This is a genomic window from Paracoccus endophyticus (assembly GCF_003286075.1).
GTDB lineage: Bacteria > Pseudomonadota > Alphaproteobacteria > Rhodobacterales > Rhodobacteraceae > Paracoccus > Paracoccus endophyticus.
This window is the reverse complement of record NZ_QLUV01000022.1, coordinates 1-18,161: the sequence shown is the minus strand read 5'-3', so window position 1 is coordinate 18,161 and position 18,161 is coordinate 1. Positions and strand designations below refer to the sequence as shown.

The 18,161-nt window shown below is 66.2% G+C and carries 15 protein-coding genes and 1 pseudogene; 1 reads left to right on the top strand and 15 read right to left on the bottom strand.

Annotation, left to right across the window (positions count from 1 at the left end; all coding sequences use genetic code 11):
• A partial coding sequence (locus tag DPQ23_RS14360; protein WP_162630774.1) for a YHS domain-containing protein occupies positions 1 to 1,121 on the bottom strand: 1,121 nt, incomplete at its 3' end.
• 160 nt (positions 1,122 to 1,281) lie between these two features.
• On the opposite strand from DPQ23_RS14360, the gene cueR reads away from it, so the two are divergent.
• Positions 1,282 to 1,683, top strand: coding sequence for a Cu(I)-responsive transcriptional regulator (gene cueR, locus DPQ23_RS14355; protein WP_112875467.1), 402 nt, complete (start codon positions 1,282 to 1,284; stop codon positions 1,681 to 1,683).
• 170 nt (positions 1,684 to 1,853) lie between these two features.
• On the opposite strand, the gene DPQ23_RS15535 is transcribed toward cueR, so the two are convergent.
• From DPQ23_RS15535 to DPQ23_RS14285, 14 genes and pseudogenes are all read right to left on the bottom strand, one after another.
• Positions 1,854 to 2,105, bottom strand: a complete 252-nt coding sequence (locus DPQ23_RS15535; RefSeq protein ID WP_162630773.1) for a hypothetical protein — start codon at positions 2,103 to 2,105, stop codon at positions 1,854 to 1,856.
• 183 nt (positions 2,106 to 2,288) lie between these two features.
• Positions 2,289 to 3,602, bottom strand: a complete 1,314-nt coding sequence (locus DPQ23_RS14350; RefSeq protein ID WP_240602824.1) for an NADH-quinone oxidoreductase subunit N — start codon at positions 3,600 to 3,602, stop codon at positions 2,289 to 2,291.
• Between the two features lie 59 nt (positions 3,603 to 3,661).
• Positions 3,662 to 5,122 carry a complex I subunit 4 family protein gene (locus DPQ23_RS14345; protein ID WP_112875465.1) on the bottom strand — a complete coding sequence of 487 codons (1,461 nt, stop codon included), beginning with the start codon at positions 5,120 to 5,122 and terminating at the stop codon, positions 3,662 to 3,664.
• A gap of 13 nt (positions 5,123 to 5,135) precedes the next feature.
• A complete protein-coding gene (locus DPQ23_RS14340) occupies positions 5,136 to 7,031 on the bottom strand; it encodes an NADH-quinone oxidoreductase subunit 5 family protein (protein WP_112875464.1) in 1,896 nt (631 codons plus the stop codon).
• Positions 7,028 to 7,339, bottom strand: coding sequence for an NADH-quinone oxidoreductase subunit NuoK (gene nuoK / locus DPQ23_RS14335; protein ID WP_112875463.1), 312 nt, complete (start codon positions 7,337 to 7,339; stop codon positions 7,028 to 7,030). The genes DPQ23_RS14340 and nuoK overlap by 4 nt, the downstream gene beginning before the upstream one ends.
• Positions 7,339 to 7,854, bottom strand: coding sequence for an NADH-quinone oxidoreductase subunit J family protein (locus tag DPQ23_RS14330; protein ID WP_112875462.1), 516 nt, complete (start codon positions 7,852 to 7,854; stop codon positions 7,339 to 7,341). Before DPQ23_RS14330 ends, nuoK begins: the two co-directional genes overlap by 1 nt.
• Positions 7,851 to 8,750 carry an NADH-quinone oxidoreductase subunit H gene (locus DPQ23_RS14325; RefSeq protein WP_112875469.1) on the bottom strand — a complete coding sequence of 300 codons (900 nt, stop codon included), beginning with the start codon at positions 8,748 to 8,750 and terminating at the stop codon, positions 7,851 to 7,853. The genes DPQ23_RS14330 and DPQ23_RS14325 overlap by 4 nt, the downstream gene beginning before the upstream one ends.
• Positions 8,747 to 10,750 carry a heavy metal-binding domain-containing protein gene (locus tag DPQ23_RS15780; RefSeq protein ID WP_205961474.1) on the bottom strand — a complete coding sequence of 668 codons (2,004 nt, stop codon included), beginning with the start codon at positions 10,748 to 10,750 and terminating at the stop codon, positions 8,747 to 8,749. The genes DPQ23_RS14325 and DPQ23_RS15780 overlap by 4 nt, the downstream gene beginning before the upstream one ends.
• A 74-nt stretch (positions 10,751 to 10,824) precedes the next feature.
• Positions 10,825 to 11,187, bottom strand: a complete 363-nt coding sequence (locus tag DPQ23_RS14310) for an NADH-quinone oxidoreductase subunit A (RefSeq protein ID WP_112875461.1) — start codon at positions 11,185 to 11,187, stop codon at positions 10,825 to 10,827.
• Positions 11,188 to 11,531: 344 nt separating this feature from the next.
• The gene (locus tag DPQ23_RS14305; RefSeq protein WP_276310567.1) at positions 11,532 to 13,022 is read right to left on the bottom strand and encodes a thymidine phosphorylase family protein; all 1,491 of its coding nucleotides are present in this window, start codon (positions 13,020 to 13,022) and stop codon (positions 11,532 to 11,534) included.
• Between the two features lie 35 nt (positions 13,023 to 13,057).
• Complete coding sequence (locus DPQ23_RS14300; RefSeq protein WP_112875459.1) at positions 13,058 to 14,416, bottom strand: MBL fold metallo-hydrolase RNA specificity domain-containing protein; 1,359 nt, start codon at positions 14,414 to 14,416, stop codon at positions 13,058 to 13,060.
• Positions 14,417 to 14,423: 7 nt separating this feature from the next.
• Positions 14,424 to 16,793 (bottom strand): phosphoketolase family protein, encoded by a 2,370-nt coding sequence (locus DPQ23_RS14295; protein ID WP_112875458.1) that lies wholly within the window; start codon positions 16,791 to 16,793, stop codon positions 14,424 to 14,426.
• Between the two features lie 33 nt (positions 16,794 to 16,826).
• Positions 16,827 to 17,861, bottom strand: a complete 1,035-nt coding sequence (locus DPQ23_RS14290; protein ID WP_240602821.1) for a ribose-phosphate pyrophosphokinase — start codon at positions 17,859 to 17,861, stop codon at positions 16,827 to 16,829.
• Positions 17,858 to 18,161: pseudogene (locus DPQ23_RS14285) on the bottom strand (hypothetical protein); the annotation flags it as partial. The gene DPQ23_RS14290 and the pseudogene DPQ23_RS14285, both read right to left, overlap by 4 nt.

Below are 18,161 nucleotides of genomic sequence, written 5' to 3'. Positions count from 1 at the left end.
ACCGGATCGCCGGACACCTTCTCCACCGGAACCGGCTCGCCCGAGATCATGCTTTCGTCCACGGACGAGCGGCCATCGACAACCACGCCGTCCACCGGAACCTTGTCGCCAGGCCGCACGCGCAGCCGGTCACCCACCTGCACCTCCTCGAGCGGGATCTCTTCCTCGCTGCCGTCCGGCCTGATCACCCGTGCGGTCTTTGCCGCCATGTCCAGCAGCGCCCGGATTGCGCGACCCGTACCCTCGCGGGCACGCAACTCCATCACTTGACCCAGCAGGACCAGCGTGACGATGACCGCCGCCGCTTCGAAATAGACCCCTACGTGGCCATCAGCATCCCGGAAGCCGTCAGGGAAGATCTGCGGCGCCAGAACGGCCAGGACGCTGAAGATCCAGGCGGCGATCACTCCCATGGAGATCAGGCTGAACATGTTCAGATTGCCGGTGCGGAACGAGTTCCACCCCCGGACCAGGAAGGGCCAGCCGCACCACAGCACCACGGGCGTGCCGAGGATCATCTCGACCCACAGCGTGGCGCGCTCGCCGAAGATGTCGCGCACGCCACCAAATCCGATCAGCGGCCCCATGGTCAGGACCAGCAGCGGAAGGGTCAGCGCGGTACCCACCCAGAAGCGGCGGGTGAAGTCGACAAGCTCGGGATTGGGACCCTCGTCAGCTGCGGGCACGCCTTTCGGCTCCAGCGCCATGCCGCAGATCGGGCACGATCCTGGGCCGACCTGCTCGATCTGCGGGTGCATCGGACAGGTGTAGATCGTCCCGACTGGCATCGGCTTCGGAGCGGACTTGGCGTCGAGATAGTCCTGCGGTGCGGCCTCGAACTTGCTCTTGCACCGGTCAGAGCAAAAGTAGTGCGTCTCGCCCGCGTGAGAGGCGGTGTGCTTCGCCGCCGAGCGGTCGACCTTCATGCCGCAGACCGGATCGGTCGCCTCGATGTACGCCTTCGGTTTCGCGACAAACTTCGCCCGACAACCTTCCGAGCAGAAATGGTAGGTGCGGCCGTCGTGTTCATGGCGCGGCTTGCCGGCGGCTGGGTCGACAGTCATGCCACAGACCGGATCCCTCACCAGCATTGTCTCTGTCGTCGCGGCGGACGCGTCCATCTGAAGTCTCCCGAATCAGTCAGCACCCTTTTATGGTCATTCCAGTTACTGGAAGGTCAAGCTGGCGTTTTCTGCCTCGTGGCTTTCCGACCCTCTCTTGACCTTCCAGTAACTGGAGCCTTTATCTTCAGCCTCGCCTGACCATCAAGGAGGAGCTGCGATGAATATCGGTGATGTCGCGAGCCAGAGCGGCTTGCCTGCGAAGACCATCCGCTATTACGAAGACATCGGCCTTATTCGTCCCAGACGGGACAGCAATGGTTACCGCGCGTTCGATGCTACCGAACTCCACAAGCTGACGTTTCTGGCGCGGTCCCGGTCTCTCGGCTTCACCATCGAGGATTGCAGGGCACTGCTTGCTCTTTACGAGGATCGCGGGCGTGCGAGCGCAGATGTAAAACTGCTTGCCGAGGAACATCTTGCTCGGATTGCCCGCAAGATCACCGAACTGAAGGTGATGCACGTCACGTTGAGCCGCCTCGTCAACAAATGCCATGGCGATGACCGACCCGACTGCCCGATCTTGGATGATCTGGGCCAGCCCGAGGAAAAGCCGTCATGACTGCGCGACTTCCATCAATCCCTTGCCGCCCTGAATGACTTGGCAGGACCTACCATCATGCAGGCTCCGGAGGGATCCGGACGTAGTGCGAGCTATTGGCCACATCGGTCTGGTGTCCCATGCGGCCGGAGTGGGTAAGCCGGTCCGCACCCCGATCACGCAAACCAGCGTCAGGAGACGGCCGTCGCCTGCTCGCTGCGGGGAGCGCCTGAATCCTGATCAGTGTCGAACGTATTGGGAACCTTACCACCGTTGCGTCGCGTACTGGCGCTTGCGGCCTTGTCGAATACGCCCAGCATTTCGTGCAGACGCGCCATTTCAACCTTATAGAGAGGACCGTTGGCTGTCTGATCACCATCCCGGCCAGCGCTTCCGAAGTGCCGCATGAACAGGCCTGACAGAAGACCGCGCTCGATCACCAAGCCCAGACGTCAGAAGCCCTTGCACAATGGGCGGCAACCACAGAAGTTGCTAGGCTGGTGTTCCCTTCCCATTGTCGCTGTCGGGCCCCGTAAACCTTTCCGAAAGTAGCAACGTCGGACGGTTGCGGAAGGCCGGTGACCCCTGGATCCGAAGCGGCGCGATGCGCCCGCGCGGGCGCCAGCTCAGCCCGGCAGAAGGCTTGCAAAGACCCCCAGCCCGACGGTCGCGGCGGCGCAAAGCGCCAGCACCGCGCGCAGCGGCAGGCCGGCCGGGGCGGCCGGCCCCCCCGTCTGGCCAGGCGCCCCGGCCGGGCTGCGATACATCGGCACCACCAGCCGCAGATAGACGCCGAGCGCCAGCACCGAGTTTAGGATGCCGATGACGGCAAGCCAGAGATAGCCAGCCTCGACCGCAGCGGTGAAGAGGTAGAGCTTGCCGAAGAAGCCGAAGAGCGGTGGGATACCGGTCAGCGACAGGAGGAACACCACCATCGCCGCGCCGAGCCAGGGGCGGGCGCGGCCCATCCCCTCGAGATCGCCGAGCGCGCGCCCGGCGGCCATGACCACCGCGAAGGCGCCCAGATTCATCGCCACATAGGCCCCGCCGAAGATCTGCAGTCCCGGCACCGCGAAGCCGCTGACCCCGAGCGCCACCACGCCCATCAGCAAATAGCCAGACTGCGCCACCGAGGAATAGGCCAGGAGCCGCACCAGGTTGGTCTGCGCCAACGCCGCGAGATAGCCGTAGGTCATGGTCGCCGCTGCGATCAGCGCCAGCGCCAGCGGCCAGCCCGCCTCGCGCGGCAGATCGCGCAATGCCTGGGCGAAGGCAAAGAAGGCCGCGACCTTGGTGATCACCGAAAGATAGGCCGCAACCGAGACCGGCGCGCCGTCATAGGCATCCGGCGCCCAGAAGTGAAAAGGCACCAGCGCGGCCTTGTAACCGAGCCCGACGATCAGCGCGACAAGCCCGGCGACGGTGACGAGCGTCTGCCCGTCGAGTCGCCCCAGGGCCGCGAACAGCGTCGATCCGGTGCCGCCGAACCAGAAGGTCAGCCCGTAGATCATCACCGATCCGGTGACCGCGCCGAAGACCAGATATTTCATCGCCCCCTCGGTCGCGGCGTCGTCGCGCGGCCAGGCGACCAGCGCGAAGGAGCCGATCCCGGTCATCACCACGCCGATCACCAGCACCATCATGTCGCCTGCGCCCGAGAGCATCAGCGCGCCCAAGGTCACGAGCATGATTAGCGCATAGACGCTGCCCTCGCGCGCACGCCCCGCGATCTCGGCCCGGGCCATCAAGAGCGCCAGCGCCGTGCCGGGCAGCAGGATCAGCTTGGCCCAGCCGGCAATCAGGTCGATCCGGTAGGTGCCGCCGAAGACCGTGGTATCGGCATCGAGAAACCCGAGGGTCAGCCCCGTCGCGGCCAGAAGCGCGACGAGCCCGATCGCCAGCACCAGGCGCGCCGCATGCGCCATCTCGGCCACGACCATCAGCATCGCCGCGCCGGCCAGCAGCAGTTCGGGGGCGAGAAGGGTCAGGTCGTGCTGCATCAGTTGCCCAGACCGGCCATGGTGGTATGGATGATGTCGATCAGCCAGCCCGGCGCGACCCCGATCAGCACGGTCAGGATCAAGAGCGGCACGATCACCGTCATTTCGCGCCGGTCGAGATCGGGCATCGCCGACCATTTTTCGTTTTCCGGCCCGAGGAACACCGCGGCGATGGCGCGTAAATACAGCGCCGCCGTCACCACGATGGCCAGGATTGCCACGATGGCCCAGGGCGCGGTGTCGAGGGTGGCGAGAAATATCTGGAACTCGGCGGGGAAATGCGCGAGCCCCGGCAGCCCGAGGGAGCCGAAGGCCGACAGGATGAACGCCCAGCCAAGCCAGGGCACGCGGCCCAGAAGCCCGCCGAACCCGGCCATGTCGCGGGAATGGGCGCGGTCCTGCAACATGCCCACAAGGAAGAAGAGCGCGCCCGTGACCAGCCCGTGGCTGACCATCTGCAAGGTCGCGCCGTCGAGAGCGATCGCGCGGATGCGCGGCTCGGCGGCCAGCGCGGCCACGGCGACGCCAATCACCACATAGCCCATGTGGTTGACCGAGGTATAGGCGATCATCTTCTTGAGGTCGGTCTGCGCCAGCGCCGCGAAAGCGCCGTAGAGCGCGCTGACCACGCCGAAGGCGAGGATGACCTGCCCGGCTTGCGCAAAGGCGTCAGGTGTCATCTGGAACGCGAAGCGCACCAGCCCATAGGTGCCGAATTTCAGCATCACGCCGGCCAGGATCACGCTGCCCGCCGTGGGCGCCTGCACATGCGCCGTCGGCAGCCAGGTATGGACCGGGAAGGCCGGGATCTTGACGGCGAAGGTGAACAGCATCGCAATCAGCGCCAGCATCCCGGCCAGCCCCGTCAGGGGTGGCGCGCCGATCCAGGCGCGCATGTCGAAGCTGCCCGAGCCGAGATAGAGCCCGATGATCGCCAGCAGAAGCGGCAGCGAGCCCAGAAACGTGTAGAGAAAGAACATCAGCGCCGCGCGCTGACGGTCCTCGTAGCCCCAGCCGGCGATCATGAAATACATGCCCACCAGCGAGACCTCGAAGAAGACGTAAAACAGAAGCCCGTCGAGCGCCATGAAGGTGCCGAGCGAGGTGGTCTCGAGCATCAGCATCAGCACCACATAGCTCGCCGCCCGCTCGCCGATCCGCGCCGAATAGATGGCGCACAGCAGGAACAGCAGCGAGGTGAGCAGCACCAGCGGCATGCTCAGACCGTCGAGCCCCATCCGGTAGACCGCACCGATGGCCGGAATCCAGGCGATCTCCTCGACCTGCGCGAAGCCGCCTGCGGTAACGCCGCGCGTCCAGATCGCGAGGGTGACGGCGAAGGTCGCAGCTGTCGCGGCGATGGAGACGCCGTGCGCCACCCGCGCTGAACGGTCCGGCACCGCTATCAGCGCGAGGCCGGCAAGGATCGGCAGGAAGGTGGCGATGGTCAAAAGCGGCATCGGCACGGTCTCCTTATAGGTAGAGCGGGGCGGCAAGAAGGATGCCGATGACAAGGGCGATCCCGGCCACGGTCAGCGCCAGTTCGCGGTGAATGAAGCCGCTTTGCAGGCGTCGGGCGCGGGCGCCGAGCGCGACGCTGCGGTCCACGAGGCCGAAGATCGCGCGGTCGATAATCTCGGCGTCGGTGCGGCGTGCGCCGGCCCCGAGGGCGAGGCCAAGCGCCGCGATGCCGAAGATGGCGGCGCCAATGGTCCGGTCGTCGCCGCGGTTCAGCCAGTGACCGAGGTCAAGCCCGGACAGCCCCAGCCGGCGCAGGGCGGCCAGCATGCGCGCCTCCAGCCGTTCGCATAGCGTCGCCAAGGCAAGTGCCGGGCGCGCGATCAGCGCGTCGATCCCACCCCTCAGGGCAAAGCCATTGCGCGCCGGCGTCAGCAGCGGACCGAGCAGCCGCGTGGGCGCGACTTTCCAGCCAAGCGCCAGGCCGCCGAGGCCCACGGCAAGACCCATGACCGGCACCGCCAAAGGCGGTTTGGGCAGTTCCGCGCCGAGCAGCCCCTCCAGCGCGCCGAAGCTGAGGCCGAGCGTCGCGGCAAGCACCACGAGCGCTCCCATGCCGGCGGCCATCACGGGCACGGCGCCAAGCGTCGGCCCGACCGCCTCGGCCCAGAGCGCCTTGAGCGCCCGGCCCATATATGCCCCCGTCAGCAGCGAGCCCACCAGCGCCGCCGGCAGCAGCCAGGGCGCCAAGGGACTTTGCAACGCCGCGGCGAGGATCGCGTCCTTGGAAAAGTAAGCCGCCAGCGGCGGGATGCCGGCCAGCGCCAGTGCGGCCACGGCAAAGCCTGCAAGGATAGCCGGACGCGCCCGGCCCGCGCCCGCGAGCGCCTCCAGATCGGTGCTGTCGCGGTCGTGCTGGAAGATGCCCGCGCCAAGAAACAGCGCCGACTTGGTCGCGGAATGGGCGATGAGGTGCAGGAGCGCTGCCACCGGCGCTCCGGCGCCGATGGCGACCAGCATCAGCCCGTACTGGCTTGCCGTCGAGGCGGCGAGAAGGCGCTTGAGGTCGCGTTCGGCCAGCGCCATCAGCCCCGCCACCACCGTCGTGACGCCGCCGACGGCGGCGATGGCCAGAAGCGCGCCCCCTGGCAGCATCGGCGCGGCGCGGATCAGCAGGATCGCGCCCGCCGCCACCAGCGTCGCCGAATGCAAGAGCGCCGAGACCGGCGTCGGCCCCGCCATGGCGCGCATCAGCCAGTCCTGCATCGGCACCTGCGCCGATTTGCCCATCGCCGCCACCAGCAGCAGTAGTCCCGCGATCAGCGCCGGGGCGCCGGTCGTCGCCAGCGTCGCAGCGATCTCGGATGTGCCCGCGACGCCGATCAGCAGGAAGGCGGCGACGTAGAGCCCCAGATCGGCGCTGCGCGTATACAGAAAGGCACGCGTCGCGGCCCCGGCGACCCCGTCGCGCCGGTGCCAGAACCCGATCAGCAGGTAGGAGGCGAAGCCGATCAGCTCCCACGCCGCCAGAAGCGTGATCCAGTCGCCCGCCAGCACCAGAAGCTCCATAGCGGCGAGAAATATCAGCATGGTGCCGAAGAACCGCACTCGCTCGGGATCGCGAGCCATGTAGCCCGTGGCAAAGATCATTACCATCGCCGCCACCACGGCCACGAGAAGCGCCAGCGTGGCGGTCAAGGGGTCCGCCACCAGGCGGATCGCCAGATCGGGCAGGAACGGCAGGACGGCGGCCGGCAGGTTCGCGCGGGCCGCGCCGGCGATGAGCCCCAGCGCCCCGACCAGCGCAAGCCCGGCACCGGCAAGCGCCAGCGCCTCGGGCGCGCGGCGAAACGCGAAGATCGCAAGGCCTGCGCTCAGCGGCGCGAGAAGGGCGAGCGCCAGCCAGATCACCCCTTGAGCTCCCGCGCCTCTTCCATCTCGACCGAGCCGCGCGAGCGGAACCGCGCGACCGCGATACCGAAGCCCACGGTCATCTCCACCGCCATCACCGCCATGACGATCAGCACATACATCTTCGCAGCGGTCACGTCGGGATGCAGGTAGCGCCAGAAGGCGACCATATTGAGCAGGGCCGCGGACAGCACCAGTTCCACCCCCATGATGATCATCACCAGATTGGTCTGGCTGAGCGCGCCATAGAGTCCGATGCCGAAAAGCGCCGCCCCGATGCTGAGCGCGATCATGAGTTCGGGGATCATCAGTCGTCCTCCTCGCGCGGCGCGATCGCCACCATCGTCGCGGCCACCATCGCCGTCAGGATCATCAGGGCGGCGGCTTCGAAGATGAACATCGACCGGCCGAGCAGCTCGCGCCCCAGCGCGGCGGCTTGCTCGGCCGCGCCAGGCACCGGCGGTACCGGCCCCGTCCAGCCGGCGCCCCAGATCACCGCCAGCGCCGCGACCAGACCGATGCCGCCGGCCCAGAGCGACAGGCGCTTCTGGTGCGTCATGTCCATCTTGCCCATGCCGCCCGGGTCCATCATGAACATCACCATGAAGATCGCCATCACGCTCATCTCCGTGGCCATCATCATGATCTGCAACACGCCGAGGAACTCGGCCTGCATGACTAGGAACATCGCCCCCACCGCGGTCTGGGAAAAAAGCAAGGCGATGGCCGAGCGCACCATGGAATGGGTGCGGAACACGACGATGCCGAACCAGACCGCCGCGGCGCCGAAGAAGATGAGGAACAAAGCTTGCGCCACGCTCATATCGGCACCACCAGCGCGATCACGCCGACGAGGATGATGTTTGCGAGCGCCAGCGGGATGCCGAGCTTCCAGCTGACCGCCAGATAGCGCGCCTCGCGCAGGCGCGGCAGGTGCCGGCCGAGAAACAGCATCGCCGCCGCCACCGCCAGCGTCTTGGCGGCCGTCCAGGCCCAGGCCGGCAGCCAGGGGCCGAGCCAGCCGCCGAGATAGAAGGTGGCCGTGGCGCTCGCCAAAGCGAGCACGATCACCAGCCGCGCCAGCCGCAGCACCGCCAGCCGGGCGCCGGTATATTCCGCCTCGACCCCACCGGCGAGGTCGCCGCCGCCGGTGGGCAGGTCGATCGGCGGCAGCCAGGCAAGACCCATTGCCGCGATCACGAACAGCACGAAGCCGATCGGCTGGTAGAATACGTTCCAGAGCGCCGCCTGCGAGGTCACGATCTCAGTGGTAGAGAGCGACTCGGCGCGCATGGCCACCGCCGTGATCGTCATGACGATCAGCATCGCATAGGCGACGAACTGGCCGAGGAACCGCCAGCCGCCGATCATCGCATAGGCCCCGTTCGGGCCCCAGCCGGCCATGATCAGCGCCACCAGCACATAGGCGAGCGCGGCGTTGAGAAACAGCGCCCCGGTAGCGAGATCGGTCACGATCAGCCCCGGCGCGAGCGGGATCACCGCCACCGCCAGCAGCCCCGCGACCAAGAGCAGCACCGGCCCGACCTCGAAGAACAGCCGGTCGGATTTGCGCGGCAGAACCTGTTCGCGGCCGAGCAGCGCCAGCGCCGAAACAGCCGGGCGGAGCGGGTCGAGCCGGCCATGCACCGCCCAGTCCTCCAGCACCGCGATCAGGTAGCAGCCAAGTGCAAGGGCGAACAGGATGATGGCAAGGGTCATGGCCGGGCGCCCCAAGGATCGAGGTCGAGCGAGGCCACAGCGGTCAGCGCCTCGGCCAGTTCCATCTGCGCCGTCATCGGCCCGATCTGGGCGGCGAGGCGCGCAAACGGCGTCGTCAGTCGCGCCTCCGCGATGGTGCCGCCTTGCAGGGTCAGATGCAATGTCGACGGGCCGCGCGGGGTCTCGACGCGGGCCATGGCATGACCATCCGAGGGCAGTTCCGCCAGTAGGTCGGCCGAATGGGCGGCTTCGGCGATGGCGCCCGCACGCGCGATCAGATCGAGGCTTTGGTCGATCTCGGCCAACCGCTGGACGAGCCGCGCCCATGCGTCGCCACCAGTGCCTGTGTCCTTGCCCGCGATCACCCTGAACCCCAAGGCCGCATAGGCCGGGTCGTCGGCGCGCGCATCGACCGCATGGCCCGCGGCACGCGCCACCGGGCCGCCCGCTTCTGCCGCCGCCCGGCCGTCGATCTGGCCAATCCCGGCCAGCCTGTCGCGCAGCAGCGGCGTGCCGCGAACCCGAGCGCCGAGCGCGCCGAGCGCCGGTGCGACCCTGGCGCAGTCCGCCGCATCGGCCTGCCGCAGCCTCTGGTGCAGCGCGGCGACGCGGCGTTCCAGCGTAACGAGCCCTACTTGCCGCGCCAGACCGGCGAGCCAGTTGAGATGGCTCGCGATGCGCGCGCGCTCGAGCGCCGCGGCGCGGGCGGCACCCCACTCGGGCGGCGGGGCAGCGCCCGCCGCCGCCTCCAGCGCGCGGCAGGCCAGTTCGCGCAACGCCGCCGGCGCCAGCGGGCCCTGCGCGGCGAGGCGGTCGGCGAGTTCGGCCGCCGGCAAGCCCGGCGCGAGCACACCCGGTACGAGGCTTTCGGCGCGCGCCGCCGCGACGCTGTCGCCGTCGAGGGTGAAGGTCAGTCCCAGCCCGCCCGGCAGGCCCGGAAAAAACGGGCCGAAGGGCACCTCGATCCACTCCATTCTCAGCCCATCGGGACTGGCCGGCAAATCCCTCGTCATATCGACCATCGACATGAAATGCGGCTCGATCCCGGGAACTTCGGGCGCGGATCCGTGGCCGCCATGCCCGCTGTCTCCGCCATGGCCCTGCTGCTTCGCGTGCACTTGACCGGCATGGTCCCCCGCCTGGTCCTTCGGAACCAGGGTCATGCCGCATTCCGGGCAGGAGCCGGGCTCCTCCGAGACCACCTCGGGATGCATCGGGCAGGTATAGACACCTGACGGTGCCGGAGTGTCATGGGTGTCGTGCCCGCCAGGGCCTTCATGGGCCCGATGGTCGCCGTTCCCGGTTTCGACCGCTCCCGCATGCCTCCCATGGTCCCACGTCGATGCCTCCCGCTCCACGAGGTCCATGCCGCATTTCGGGCAGGAGCCGGGCTTGTCCGAGACCACCTCGGGGTGCATCGGGCAGGTATAGGCCCGGGACGGTGCCGGGGCGTTATCGCTGCCATGGCCTTCATGGCCCCGACGGCCGCCGCCCCCGGTTTCGTCCGCCCCCGCATGGCCCCCATGGTCCCCCGCCGATGCCTCCCGCTCCACGAGGTCCATGCCGCATTTCGGGCAAGAGCCGGGCTTGTCCGAGACTACTTCGGGATGCATCGGGCAGGTGTATTCGACCCGGACGGCCAGCGCGGGGGCGTCGAAATCGGTCACCTCCGGCGCGAAGGCCCCGGCCGCGACGGCGCGGCGCAGCGCGGCGAGGCCCGCCGCAAGCCCCGACTGCGACAGATCCTCCGCCACGTCGGGCCCGGGCAGCGGGGCGATCTCGCCCGCGCCGAGTGCCAGGATCGCGCGCGGCCGCGGCATCTGCGCCCAGGCGACGCAGGCCGCGTCGAGCAGCGACGGCGGCAGCGGGCCGGCGACAAGAAGAACATTGGCCCGGCGGGGCGTGTCGGCCCGGTGCAAGCCGGCGGCATCCAGATCCAAACCCCGCGCCCGCGCCACGTCCATCCCCGGCACGAAGAAGGCGCACAGATCGCGCGCCATCGCACGTGCCACCATCCGGCGTAAGCCCCCCGCCACTCCAGCGCGTGCCCCTTCGCGTGCCCCCGTCAGCCCGTTCATTGCCGCCTCAGTGCGCCCTGGCTCCACCCGTAGAGAAGCCCGAGGAACAGCACGGCGAGGAACACACCCATGTCCAGAAGCGCGACCAGCCCCTCCTCGCGGTAGACCACCGCCCATGGATACATGAAGGCCATTTCCATGTCGAAAGCGAGGAACAGCAGCGCGTAGCCGTAATACTTGGCGTGGTAGCGCACCCAGACGGGATCCCGCGCCAGGGCGCCCGCCGTGGCGGGCACGTCCTTGGCCGGCTCAGCGCGCAGCCGGCCGATGGCTCGGGCGAGCGCGTAGATTGCGAGGACGAAACCGACCGTGCCCAGCGTGAGGCTGAACAGAACGGCGTATTGCGTGATCTCGTTCATGCGATGGCTAATTTGCTTTGTGAAGCTTCAACGATTCTCGGGGTAACGGACTGAGTATGCACCCGGAGGGCTCTGATGGTGTGATCGTTCCGCATCGTCAAACCTTTCTTCATGGCTTCCACGATCTCACCGGCTAGGCCGGAACGCGACCCACGAACGGGCGAGAATTCGCCTGCGTGCCGCGGCATGATGTTGCCTCTCAGATGCGCTCGTGGGATCGGCCGACGATGCCACCCAATTGTCACAGCTTTACCCAGCGCAGCCGGCTCTGCTTCGCGAAGTCGAGTGCATACTGGGCAGCCGGATTAGAGCGAGATACGCCTCGATGTTGGCTTGGGACCAACTTACTCCTCAATCTCAATCATGTCGTCGGCCTCCGCGGCGTAATCGATCGCGTATGCCAGTTCGCCGGGCGTCTCCGCGTGGAGGTGGAGAAGCGGCTGTCCACTGTCCACCTGATCCCCCAGGCCAACCGTCATGTGGATGCCGGCTGCCTTGGCTTCGGGTGCTCCTGCAAGCTTGGCAAGTCGGGAAAGCTTGCGGTTGTTGATCTGAACAACCCGTCCGGCATGTGGTGCTTCTAGCGGATGGACATGGACCGCCCTGGGTGGAATGCGCATCCCCCCCTGAGCCTCGCAGATTGCCTCGAACTTCTTCCAGGCGCGTCCGTCAGCCAGCGTTTCGAGCGCGAGCGCCAAACCTTTCCCGGTCTCGGCTTTCCCGCCGATCTCCAGTGCTGCGCCTGCTAATATGGCGGCGCGCAGGCGTAGATCGTCCGGCGCGCTAGGCGCATTTTGCAGGACGGCCAGCACGTCGAACGCTTCGAGCGCGGGACCGATGCCTCTACCGACCGGCTGCGAACCATCGGTTTGCAGGCATTTCGCACTCACGCCGAACCGGGAGGCGATCGCCATGATCCGCGTGGAAAGGTGAAATGCCGCACCTTCGCTGCGCACCTTGGCGGTTGGGCCAACCGGGATATCTATGACGACATGGGTGGCTCCAGCGGCGATTTTCTTGGAGAGGACGGAGGCAATGAGCTGGCCCTCCGTATCGACGTCGAGTTCGCGTTCGACGCGTACGAAGATGTCGTCAGCCGGACTGAGATGAACCGCTCCGCCCCAGACGATGCACCCTCCTTCGGCCTCGACCACGCGCCTCATGGTTGCGATGTCGAGGCCGACCGGCGCAAGGGTCTCCATCGTGTCGGCGGTGCCTGCAGGCGAAGTGATGGCTCGTGATGATGTTTTCGGCATCACCAGCCCATTGGCTGCGACGATCGCCACGACGATCGGAGTGGTCCGGTTCCCCGGCAGGCCGCCGACACAATGTTTGTCGACGACAACTGGGGCATCCCATTGCAGGCGATCACCGACCCCGATCATTGCCCCGGTAAGGTAGGCTGTCTCGTTCTCGTCGAGCGGCAAAGCCGCACTCGCGGTCAGGAACGCAGCCAACTGCACATCCGTGTAGCGGCCGGCGACTACGTCCTGCACGATCCCGGTGAAGGCAGCCGCGTCCAGCCTGTTGCCGTAGATGCGTCGGCGGACGCTTGCCAGCGACTCCAGTGCGGGTGCATGCGTGACGCGTACCTCTGCGCCCTCGGCGATACCCAGCATTTCCCAGGCGGTTTCGGAAAGCCCGACTTCATCGAGGGCCAGTTGCCCATCGCCCTCGACCTGGAAGAGCGTTGCCTGCAGCTCCCGGCCGCCGCCCGAAACGAGGACCTGCGAGCGTGCCGAAAGCCCTTCTGCGCGGCAGACGTGACAGTCGGTCCGCATGATGACAACCGGCTGGTGCTGGGTGTGCAATCGCAGGCGCCGAACACGAAGCATTGCCTGCTCTGGTCCGGGAGGAGAGTGGAGCGTGGTCATAGATCGAACACCTGATCCTGGCGGGACACAGTGGCATTCCAGCCGAGTTCGCGGTCGATCCGGACCCGCAGTGCCTCGGATGCCGTGTCCTCACCGTGAACGATGAACACGCGTGACGGCTCGCGCCGAAACTCCAGAAGCCAGCGCATCAACTCGTTGCTGTCGGCATGAGCCGAGAGCACCGACAGATTGCCGACCTCCGCCCTGACCGGTATCCATTGACCGTGTATCTTGATCTCCTGTGCGCCCTGAACCATCGCGCGGCCCCGGGTTCCGGCAGCCTGGAATCCTGAGAACAGGATCGTGTTTTTCGGATCGCTCGCGAAGGATTTAAGGTGATGAAGCACGCGGCCCCCAGTCGCCATGCCGCTGGCGGAGATCACGACTTTGGGCCAGACGCTGGCTGTGATCGCCTTCGAGGCTTCGACGTCGCGGGTATAAGTGGCGATTCCACAGACCGCCGTGCATTCATCATGAGTCAAGCGATGATCATCGCTGTGCGCGTGAAGCAGGTCCGTGGCGTTGATTGCCATCGGGCTGTCGAGATAGATCGGCACCGCCCCGAGCCTGCCTGCCGCTCGAAGCTTCCAGAGATGATAAAGGATGGATTGCGCACGACCCACGGCGAAGGCGGGGATGACCACGGTGCCTCCGCGGCCGGCAGTTCGCTCGATAACCTCGCCCAGCACTTCGGTCGTGTTGGCCGGATCGTGAATGCGGTTGCCGTAGGTTGATTCGATGACGATGTAGTCAGCGTCGGCTACGGGAGCCGGATCGGGCAGTACTGGATCGCCATAACGCCCGAGATCGCCCGAGAACGCGATTCGCCGGCCGTCCCATTCGATATCAGCGCTGGCGGCACCGAGGATGTGGCCAGCACGGCGGAACGTCAGGATTGCGCCAACGGGAAGCTGAAATGGCTCGTCGAATGGCACAACGGTAAAAAGTTCCATTGCACGTTCCGCATCGCGCGCGCCGTAAAGCGGGAGCGCCGGCTTGTGCTTGGAGAAGCCCTTGCGATTGGCGTATTCGGCATCCTTCTCGTTGAGAAATCCGCTGTCCTTGAGGATCAACTCGGCCACGTCACGCGTCGCCGCAGTGGCATAGATCCGACCCTTGAATCCATCGCGCACCAGTCGCGGGAGATAGCCCGAATGGTCGAGATGGGCATGGGTGAGCACCACGGCATCAATGCTGGACGGCGGCACTGCCAGCGGCGCCCAGTTCAACTCGCGCAGGTTCTTGAGCCCTTGGAAGAGGCCGCAATCAATCAGGATCCGCTTGTCGCCGTTGGTGAGGAGGTGTTTGGAGCCGGTGACGGTACTTGCGCCGCCGAGAGAGGTTAGCGTCAGCATGATGACCTCAGATGTTAAATGCGGTGATGGTAGCGGGATCCCCGCGGCCTCCCACGGCGTCCTGTTCATCAGGAGCAAGAAGGTCATCCCTGCTCCAGCCGGTGAGTGGAACAGCAGCGTCGATCAGATGCGCCCAGGTGCAGCGATTGGCGAACAGCATCCCTGGCACGTCCAGTGTGCCCCCTCGGCTGATGTAGCCGCGCGCGGCCGTCGTCCGCGGGCCGAAGTCCAGGCGCCGGAGCAGGCCAAGCATGGGTTCGGGCCGCGTATGGGAAACGATCAGGCGCGGAATGCCCGGTGGAAACAGGGCAGCCAGGTTATCGTCGGTTGCTGTGAAAGCGGCCTCGATGGGATCACGGGGCGTGCGGAAGCGGCCTGGTTCAGAGACCGCCGTTACGAGCACATGGCGACCATGACCCCTGAGCCGATGGGCCGCCTTCAGGGCCTCCTCGAGCTGATAGGCGCCGATCGCCACGATTTGCAGCTCGGCTCCTTCCGTCTCGCCCTGCACGTGGGCAGCACCATCGGTGACGAAACGGACGGCAGCCTCAGCATCGAAGCGGTGCGGCATGTCGCGCTTGGAGACGATCAGGCACCCCACCTGACCGCGACCCTCGTAGATGGATCGGAGCGCAGCCATGGCGCTGTTCGCATCGACCGGGAAAAGCACCCGCGAGGTGTCGGACATCTCGCCCAGCAGCGCCTCGCCAATGGTTGGGTCCTGGTGTGACTGTTCGTTCTTCGCGTTCTCCCAGGTATGGGACGTGACGACCAGCGGCACCGAAATCCAGCCCGGCTTCTGGCCGGCTTCGCGCTGCCGCCGGGAAAAGACGATCTCCTGCCGCATACCACCAAGCATCTTCATGGCGAAGGCTTCGTAGCTGACGATCAGATTGATCCCACCCTTGTTGGCCAGCGCCGCGCCCGCAACCGCTTCCTCATTGACTGCAGTGATGACCGCACCGTCGATGGCATCGGCAACGCCGGGCTCAGTGGTATTCACCCGGTGGCGCAACCGGTCGAGTGTTGCTCCCATGTGGTTGGAGCGCAGCTCGTCGGGATTGCCCACACGCGGGCGGAGTCCAGGGTTGGCGTTCACGACGCGGACAAACCAGCGGTCGAGCGCATGCATGGCGCAATCGGGCGGATCGCCTGAGACCATCCACTCCGGCTCGGGCAGGTTCGGTGCGGCCGGGCTGCGCAATGCGAGCGCATGCCGGCTTTCCGGCTCTCGTCCCTGCTTGCGATAGACGGTGATTTCCGCGGCAGCGCTTTCGATTTCCTCGGCGGGAACGAACAGCGCTCGCGCCGCCTCGTTGAAGGCGTCTCTCGCCAGCTGGTCCTGTGCGGGATTGCCGCCGAGAGGTAGGTTGTGCGCCGCGTTGGTGTCGGCGCCTGGAAAGCCGAAGCCCTTGACTGTCTCGGCAATGACATAGGGAATAGGCGCCGGGTAGGTGCGGGCAGGATCGGACGCGAAACGTTCAAGTCGCCTTTCAGCCTCAATGATCGCACAGGCGAAGGCCGTAGGATCACGGCCATCGATGATGAAGGGATCGAAGCCGTTGAGCTTCAGGTGGTCGGTGAGCCAGTCCGCACCGCCCTGCTGCGCAATCTGGGCACGTTCCTCTATGCGCCGGCCGTTGAGGATCATGACTGGAATTGGGAGGCCAGAATCTTCAGCGCGCCACCACCGGGGCGTCCAGTCCGAGCCGCGCTGCTCTTCGAAGGCCCCGTCGCTCAGGAAGGCGACGAGGCTTTCGCCGGGCAGCGGCGCATGGACGTACTGAACTTCGGCGAAGCCGAGATAGCCACCCTCCGAGATGGCACCGGCGGTGTTCGGACCGGCATGACTGCCGAGCGGGACTGCCGCAGCGCCGTGGGCGTCGATGGCATAGGAGTAGAAATCGGCGGCAAGCTGCGAGAGACCCCTCTCGCTCCGATCATAGCGGCCCCTCTGCGCAGGAGAAACATCCCCCGTCAACGCGTTGACCGCCTCGATCGCGGCGACAGAATGGCCTTGTCCCATCATCCATGAACGGGTTTTCGCGCTGATCGCGTTGGCGGCGAGATAGCCGATGAAAGCGGGCACCATATTGAGCGATCCGCCGGTATGGCCCTCAGGCGTCGACTTGAATGCCTCGGCAGGTAACGGCGCGCCGGTAAGGTCGACACGTTGGGCATAGGTCATATGAACGACGGTCCACATTGCGGCGGAGGTCAGCCGGTCGGCTGCGGCAAGGATGCGATAGAGGGCTTCCGGTTTGATCAGACCGGACACCGCCAGCGCGGCTACGCGTTGGATCGTTTCATCGTTGTGGCTGATCAGACCATATCCCTGCTGCCAGGCTTCCGGGGTCGCCGTTGTGAATTCGTTCATGTCGTCGCCGCTTTCACCAGATTGTTCTCGTTGTCAGGTCACGCCGCCGGTCCAGGATGGCGGGTCGCTGGCGGGAAAGGAGTCGATTCCCGCCTGCTCCACTTCGTCTGGTGGTTCCGGCGGACGCCGATGCCGAATGAGGTCGGCCTCATCGTTGGACGCAGAGGCAATTGCCCTGGCGACCAGGGAGGCGAGCCCGACGGCATTGCTTTCGTGGGGCACGGAGTCGCTCGAGACGATGCGGTCACAAAGGGCTGTGAGGTGTTGAAAGGAATCGTCGGCGAATATTCCATGCACCACAGCAACCATGGGCCGGGCAAAGCCCTGCAGCGGAAGCATGCGGGCGGCCTCGATCAGTGTACGCCCTGACGACGCTATATCGTCGGCAAGCACCGGCTGCAGGCCGCGCCACTTGGAAAGATCCGGCAGCTCAACCTCTACGTTGCGGTCGCCATGGCGCACCTTGCGCAGGACGGCATACGGAGCACCAATCCGTGCCGCGATCGCCGAGACCCATTGCTCGCTTTCCTCGTCAGGGCCGATGATCAAGGGGTTGTCGACTTCGGCGGCGATGCAGTCCGCCAGCAGCGGCGCAGCATGCAGTGTATCTGTCGGGATCGTGTAGAGAGCCGACAATGCCGCATAGCGATGGAGATGCGGATCTACGGTCACCAACCGGTCGAAGCTCGCGGAGACAAGCCGCGCGAAACTCCTCGACGTCACCGCTTCTCCGGGCTGAAAGCGACGGTCCTGCCGCATGTAGGAGAGGTAGGGGGCGATCAGGTTGACCTGACAGGCGCCCAGATCTCGCGCTGCATCGGCCGCGAAGATCAACCGTAGAAAACCGTCGTCGGGACGCGCCAGCGTGCAAACAAGGTCGACTACCTTGTTTTTTACCTCCGAGAGGATGCGGACGTAAGTCTCGCCGTCAGGAAAACGCCGCGTTTCCAGAGCGCCCAGTTCCCATCCTCCTTCGTCAGCGAGACGGCGCGCGAAGGTTTCGTTACCCGGCAACGGAAGGATCAGTCGCATGGCGGGAGCTTCCAGGTGTTCGCTTCTGGTCGTCATTTGTGCCTCCTGTAGGAGCGCAGGAACTGAGCGTTGATGGCGACGATGATGGTGCTGGCCGACATGAAGACAGCCGCAACAGCAGGGGTCATCATGAAGCCGGTGCCGAAGGTAATGCCGGCCGCCATCGGGATGGCGATGGCGTTGTAGCCGGTCGCCCAAGCGAGGTTCTGGACCATCTTGCGATAGGTGGCCCGGGACAGACGAGAGTGTCCGATCTTCTGTGTATCGCTGATCTGGTCCATGCTTCCTGAGAGGAGCAAGGACGATGACGATTTCCAACGAACTGCTGGACGAGTT

Excerpts from the sequence above, each read along its gene's own strand:
- DPQ23_RS14290 (WP_240602821.1), bottom strand. The coding sequence starts at position 17,861 with ATGACGACCAGAAGCGAACACCTGGAAGCTCCCGCCATGCGACTGATC.
- DPQ23_RS15780 (WP_205961474.1), bottom strand. The coding sequence starts at position 10,750 with ATGGCGCGCGATCTGTGCGCCTTCTTCGTGCCGGGGATGGACGTGGCG.
- DPQ23_RS14345 (WP_112875465.1), bottom strand. The coding sequence starts at position 5,122 with ATGCCGCTTTTGACCATCGCCACCTTCCTGCCGATCCTTGCCGGCCTC.
- DPQ23_RS14300 (WP_112875459.1), bottom strand. The coding sequence starts at position 14,416 with ATGCTGACGCTAACCTCTCTCGGCGGCGCAAGTACCGTCACCGGCTCC.
- DPQ23_RS14295 (WP_112875458.1), bottom strand. The coding sequence starts at position 16,793 with ATGAACGAATTCACAACGGCGACCCCGGAAGCCTGGCAGCAGGGATAT.
- DPQ23_RS14310 (WP_112875461.1), bottom strand. The coding sequence starts at position 11,187 with ATGAACGAGATCACGCAATACGCCGTTCTGTTCAGCCTCACGCTGGGC.
- DPQ23_RS14305 (WP_276310567.1), bottom strand. The coding sequence starts at position 13,022 with ATGCTTCGTGTTCGGCGCCTGCGATTGCACACCCAGCACCAGCCGGTT.
- nuoK (WP_112875463.1), bottom strand. The coding sequence starts at position 7,339 with ATGATCCCCGAACTCATGATCGCGCTCAGCATCGGGGCGGCGCTTTTC.
- DPQ23_RS14350 (WP_240602824.1), bottom strand. The coding sequence starts at position 3,602 with ATGGTCGTGGCCGAGATGGCGCATGCGGCGCGCCTGGTGCTGGCGATC.
- DPQ23_RS14325 (WP_112875469.1), bottom strand. The coding sequence starts at position 8,750 with ATGACCCTTGCCATCATCCTGTTCGCCCTTGCACTTGGCTGCTACCTG.
- DPQ23_RS14330 (WP_112875462.1), bottom strand. The coding sequence starts at position 7,854 with ATGAGCGTGGCGCAAGCTTTGTTCCTCATCTTCTTCGGCGCCGCGGCG.
- cueR (WP_112875467.1), top strand. The coding sequence starts at position 1,282 with ATGAATATCGGTGATGTCGCGAGCCAGAGCGGCTTGCCTGCGAAGACC.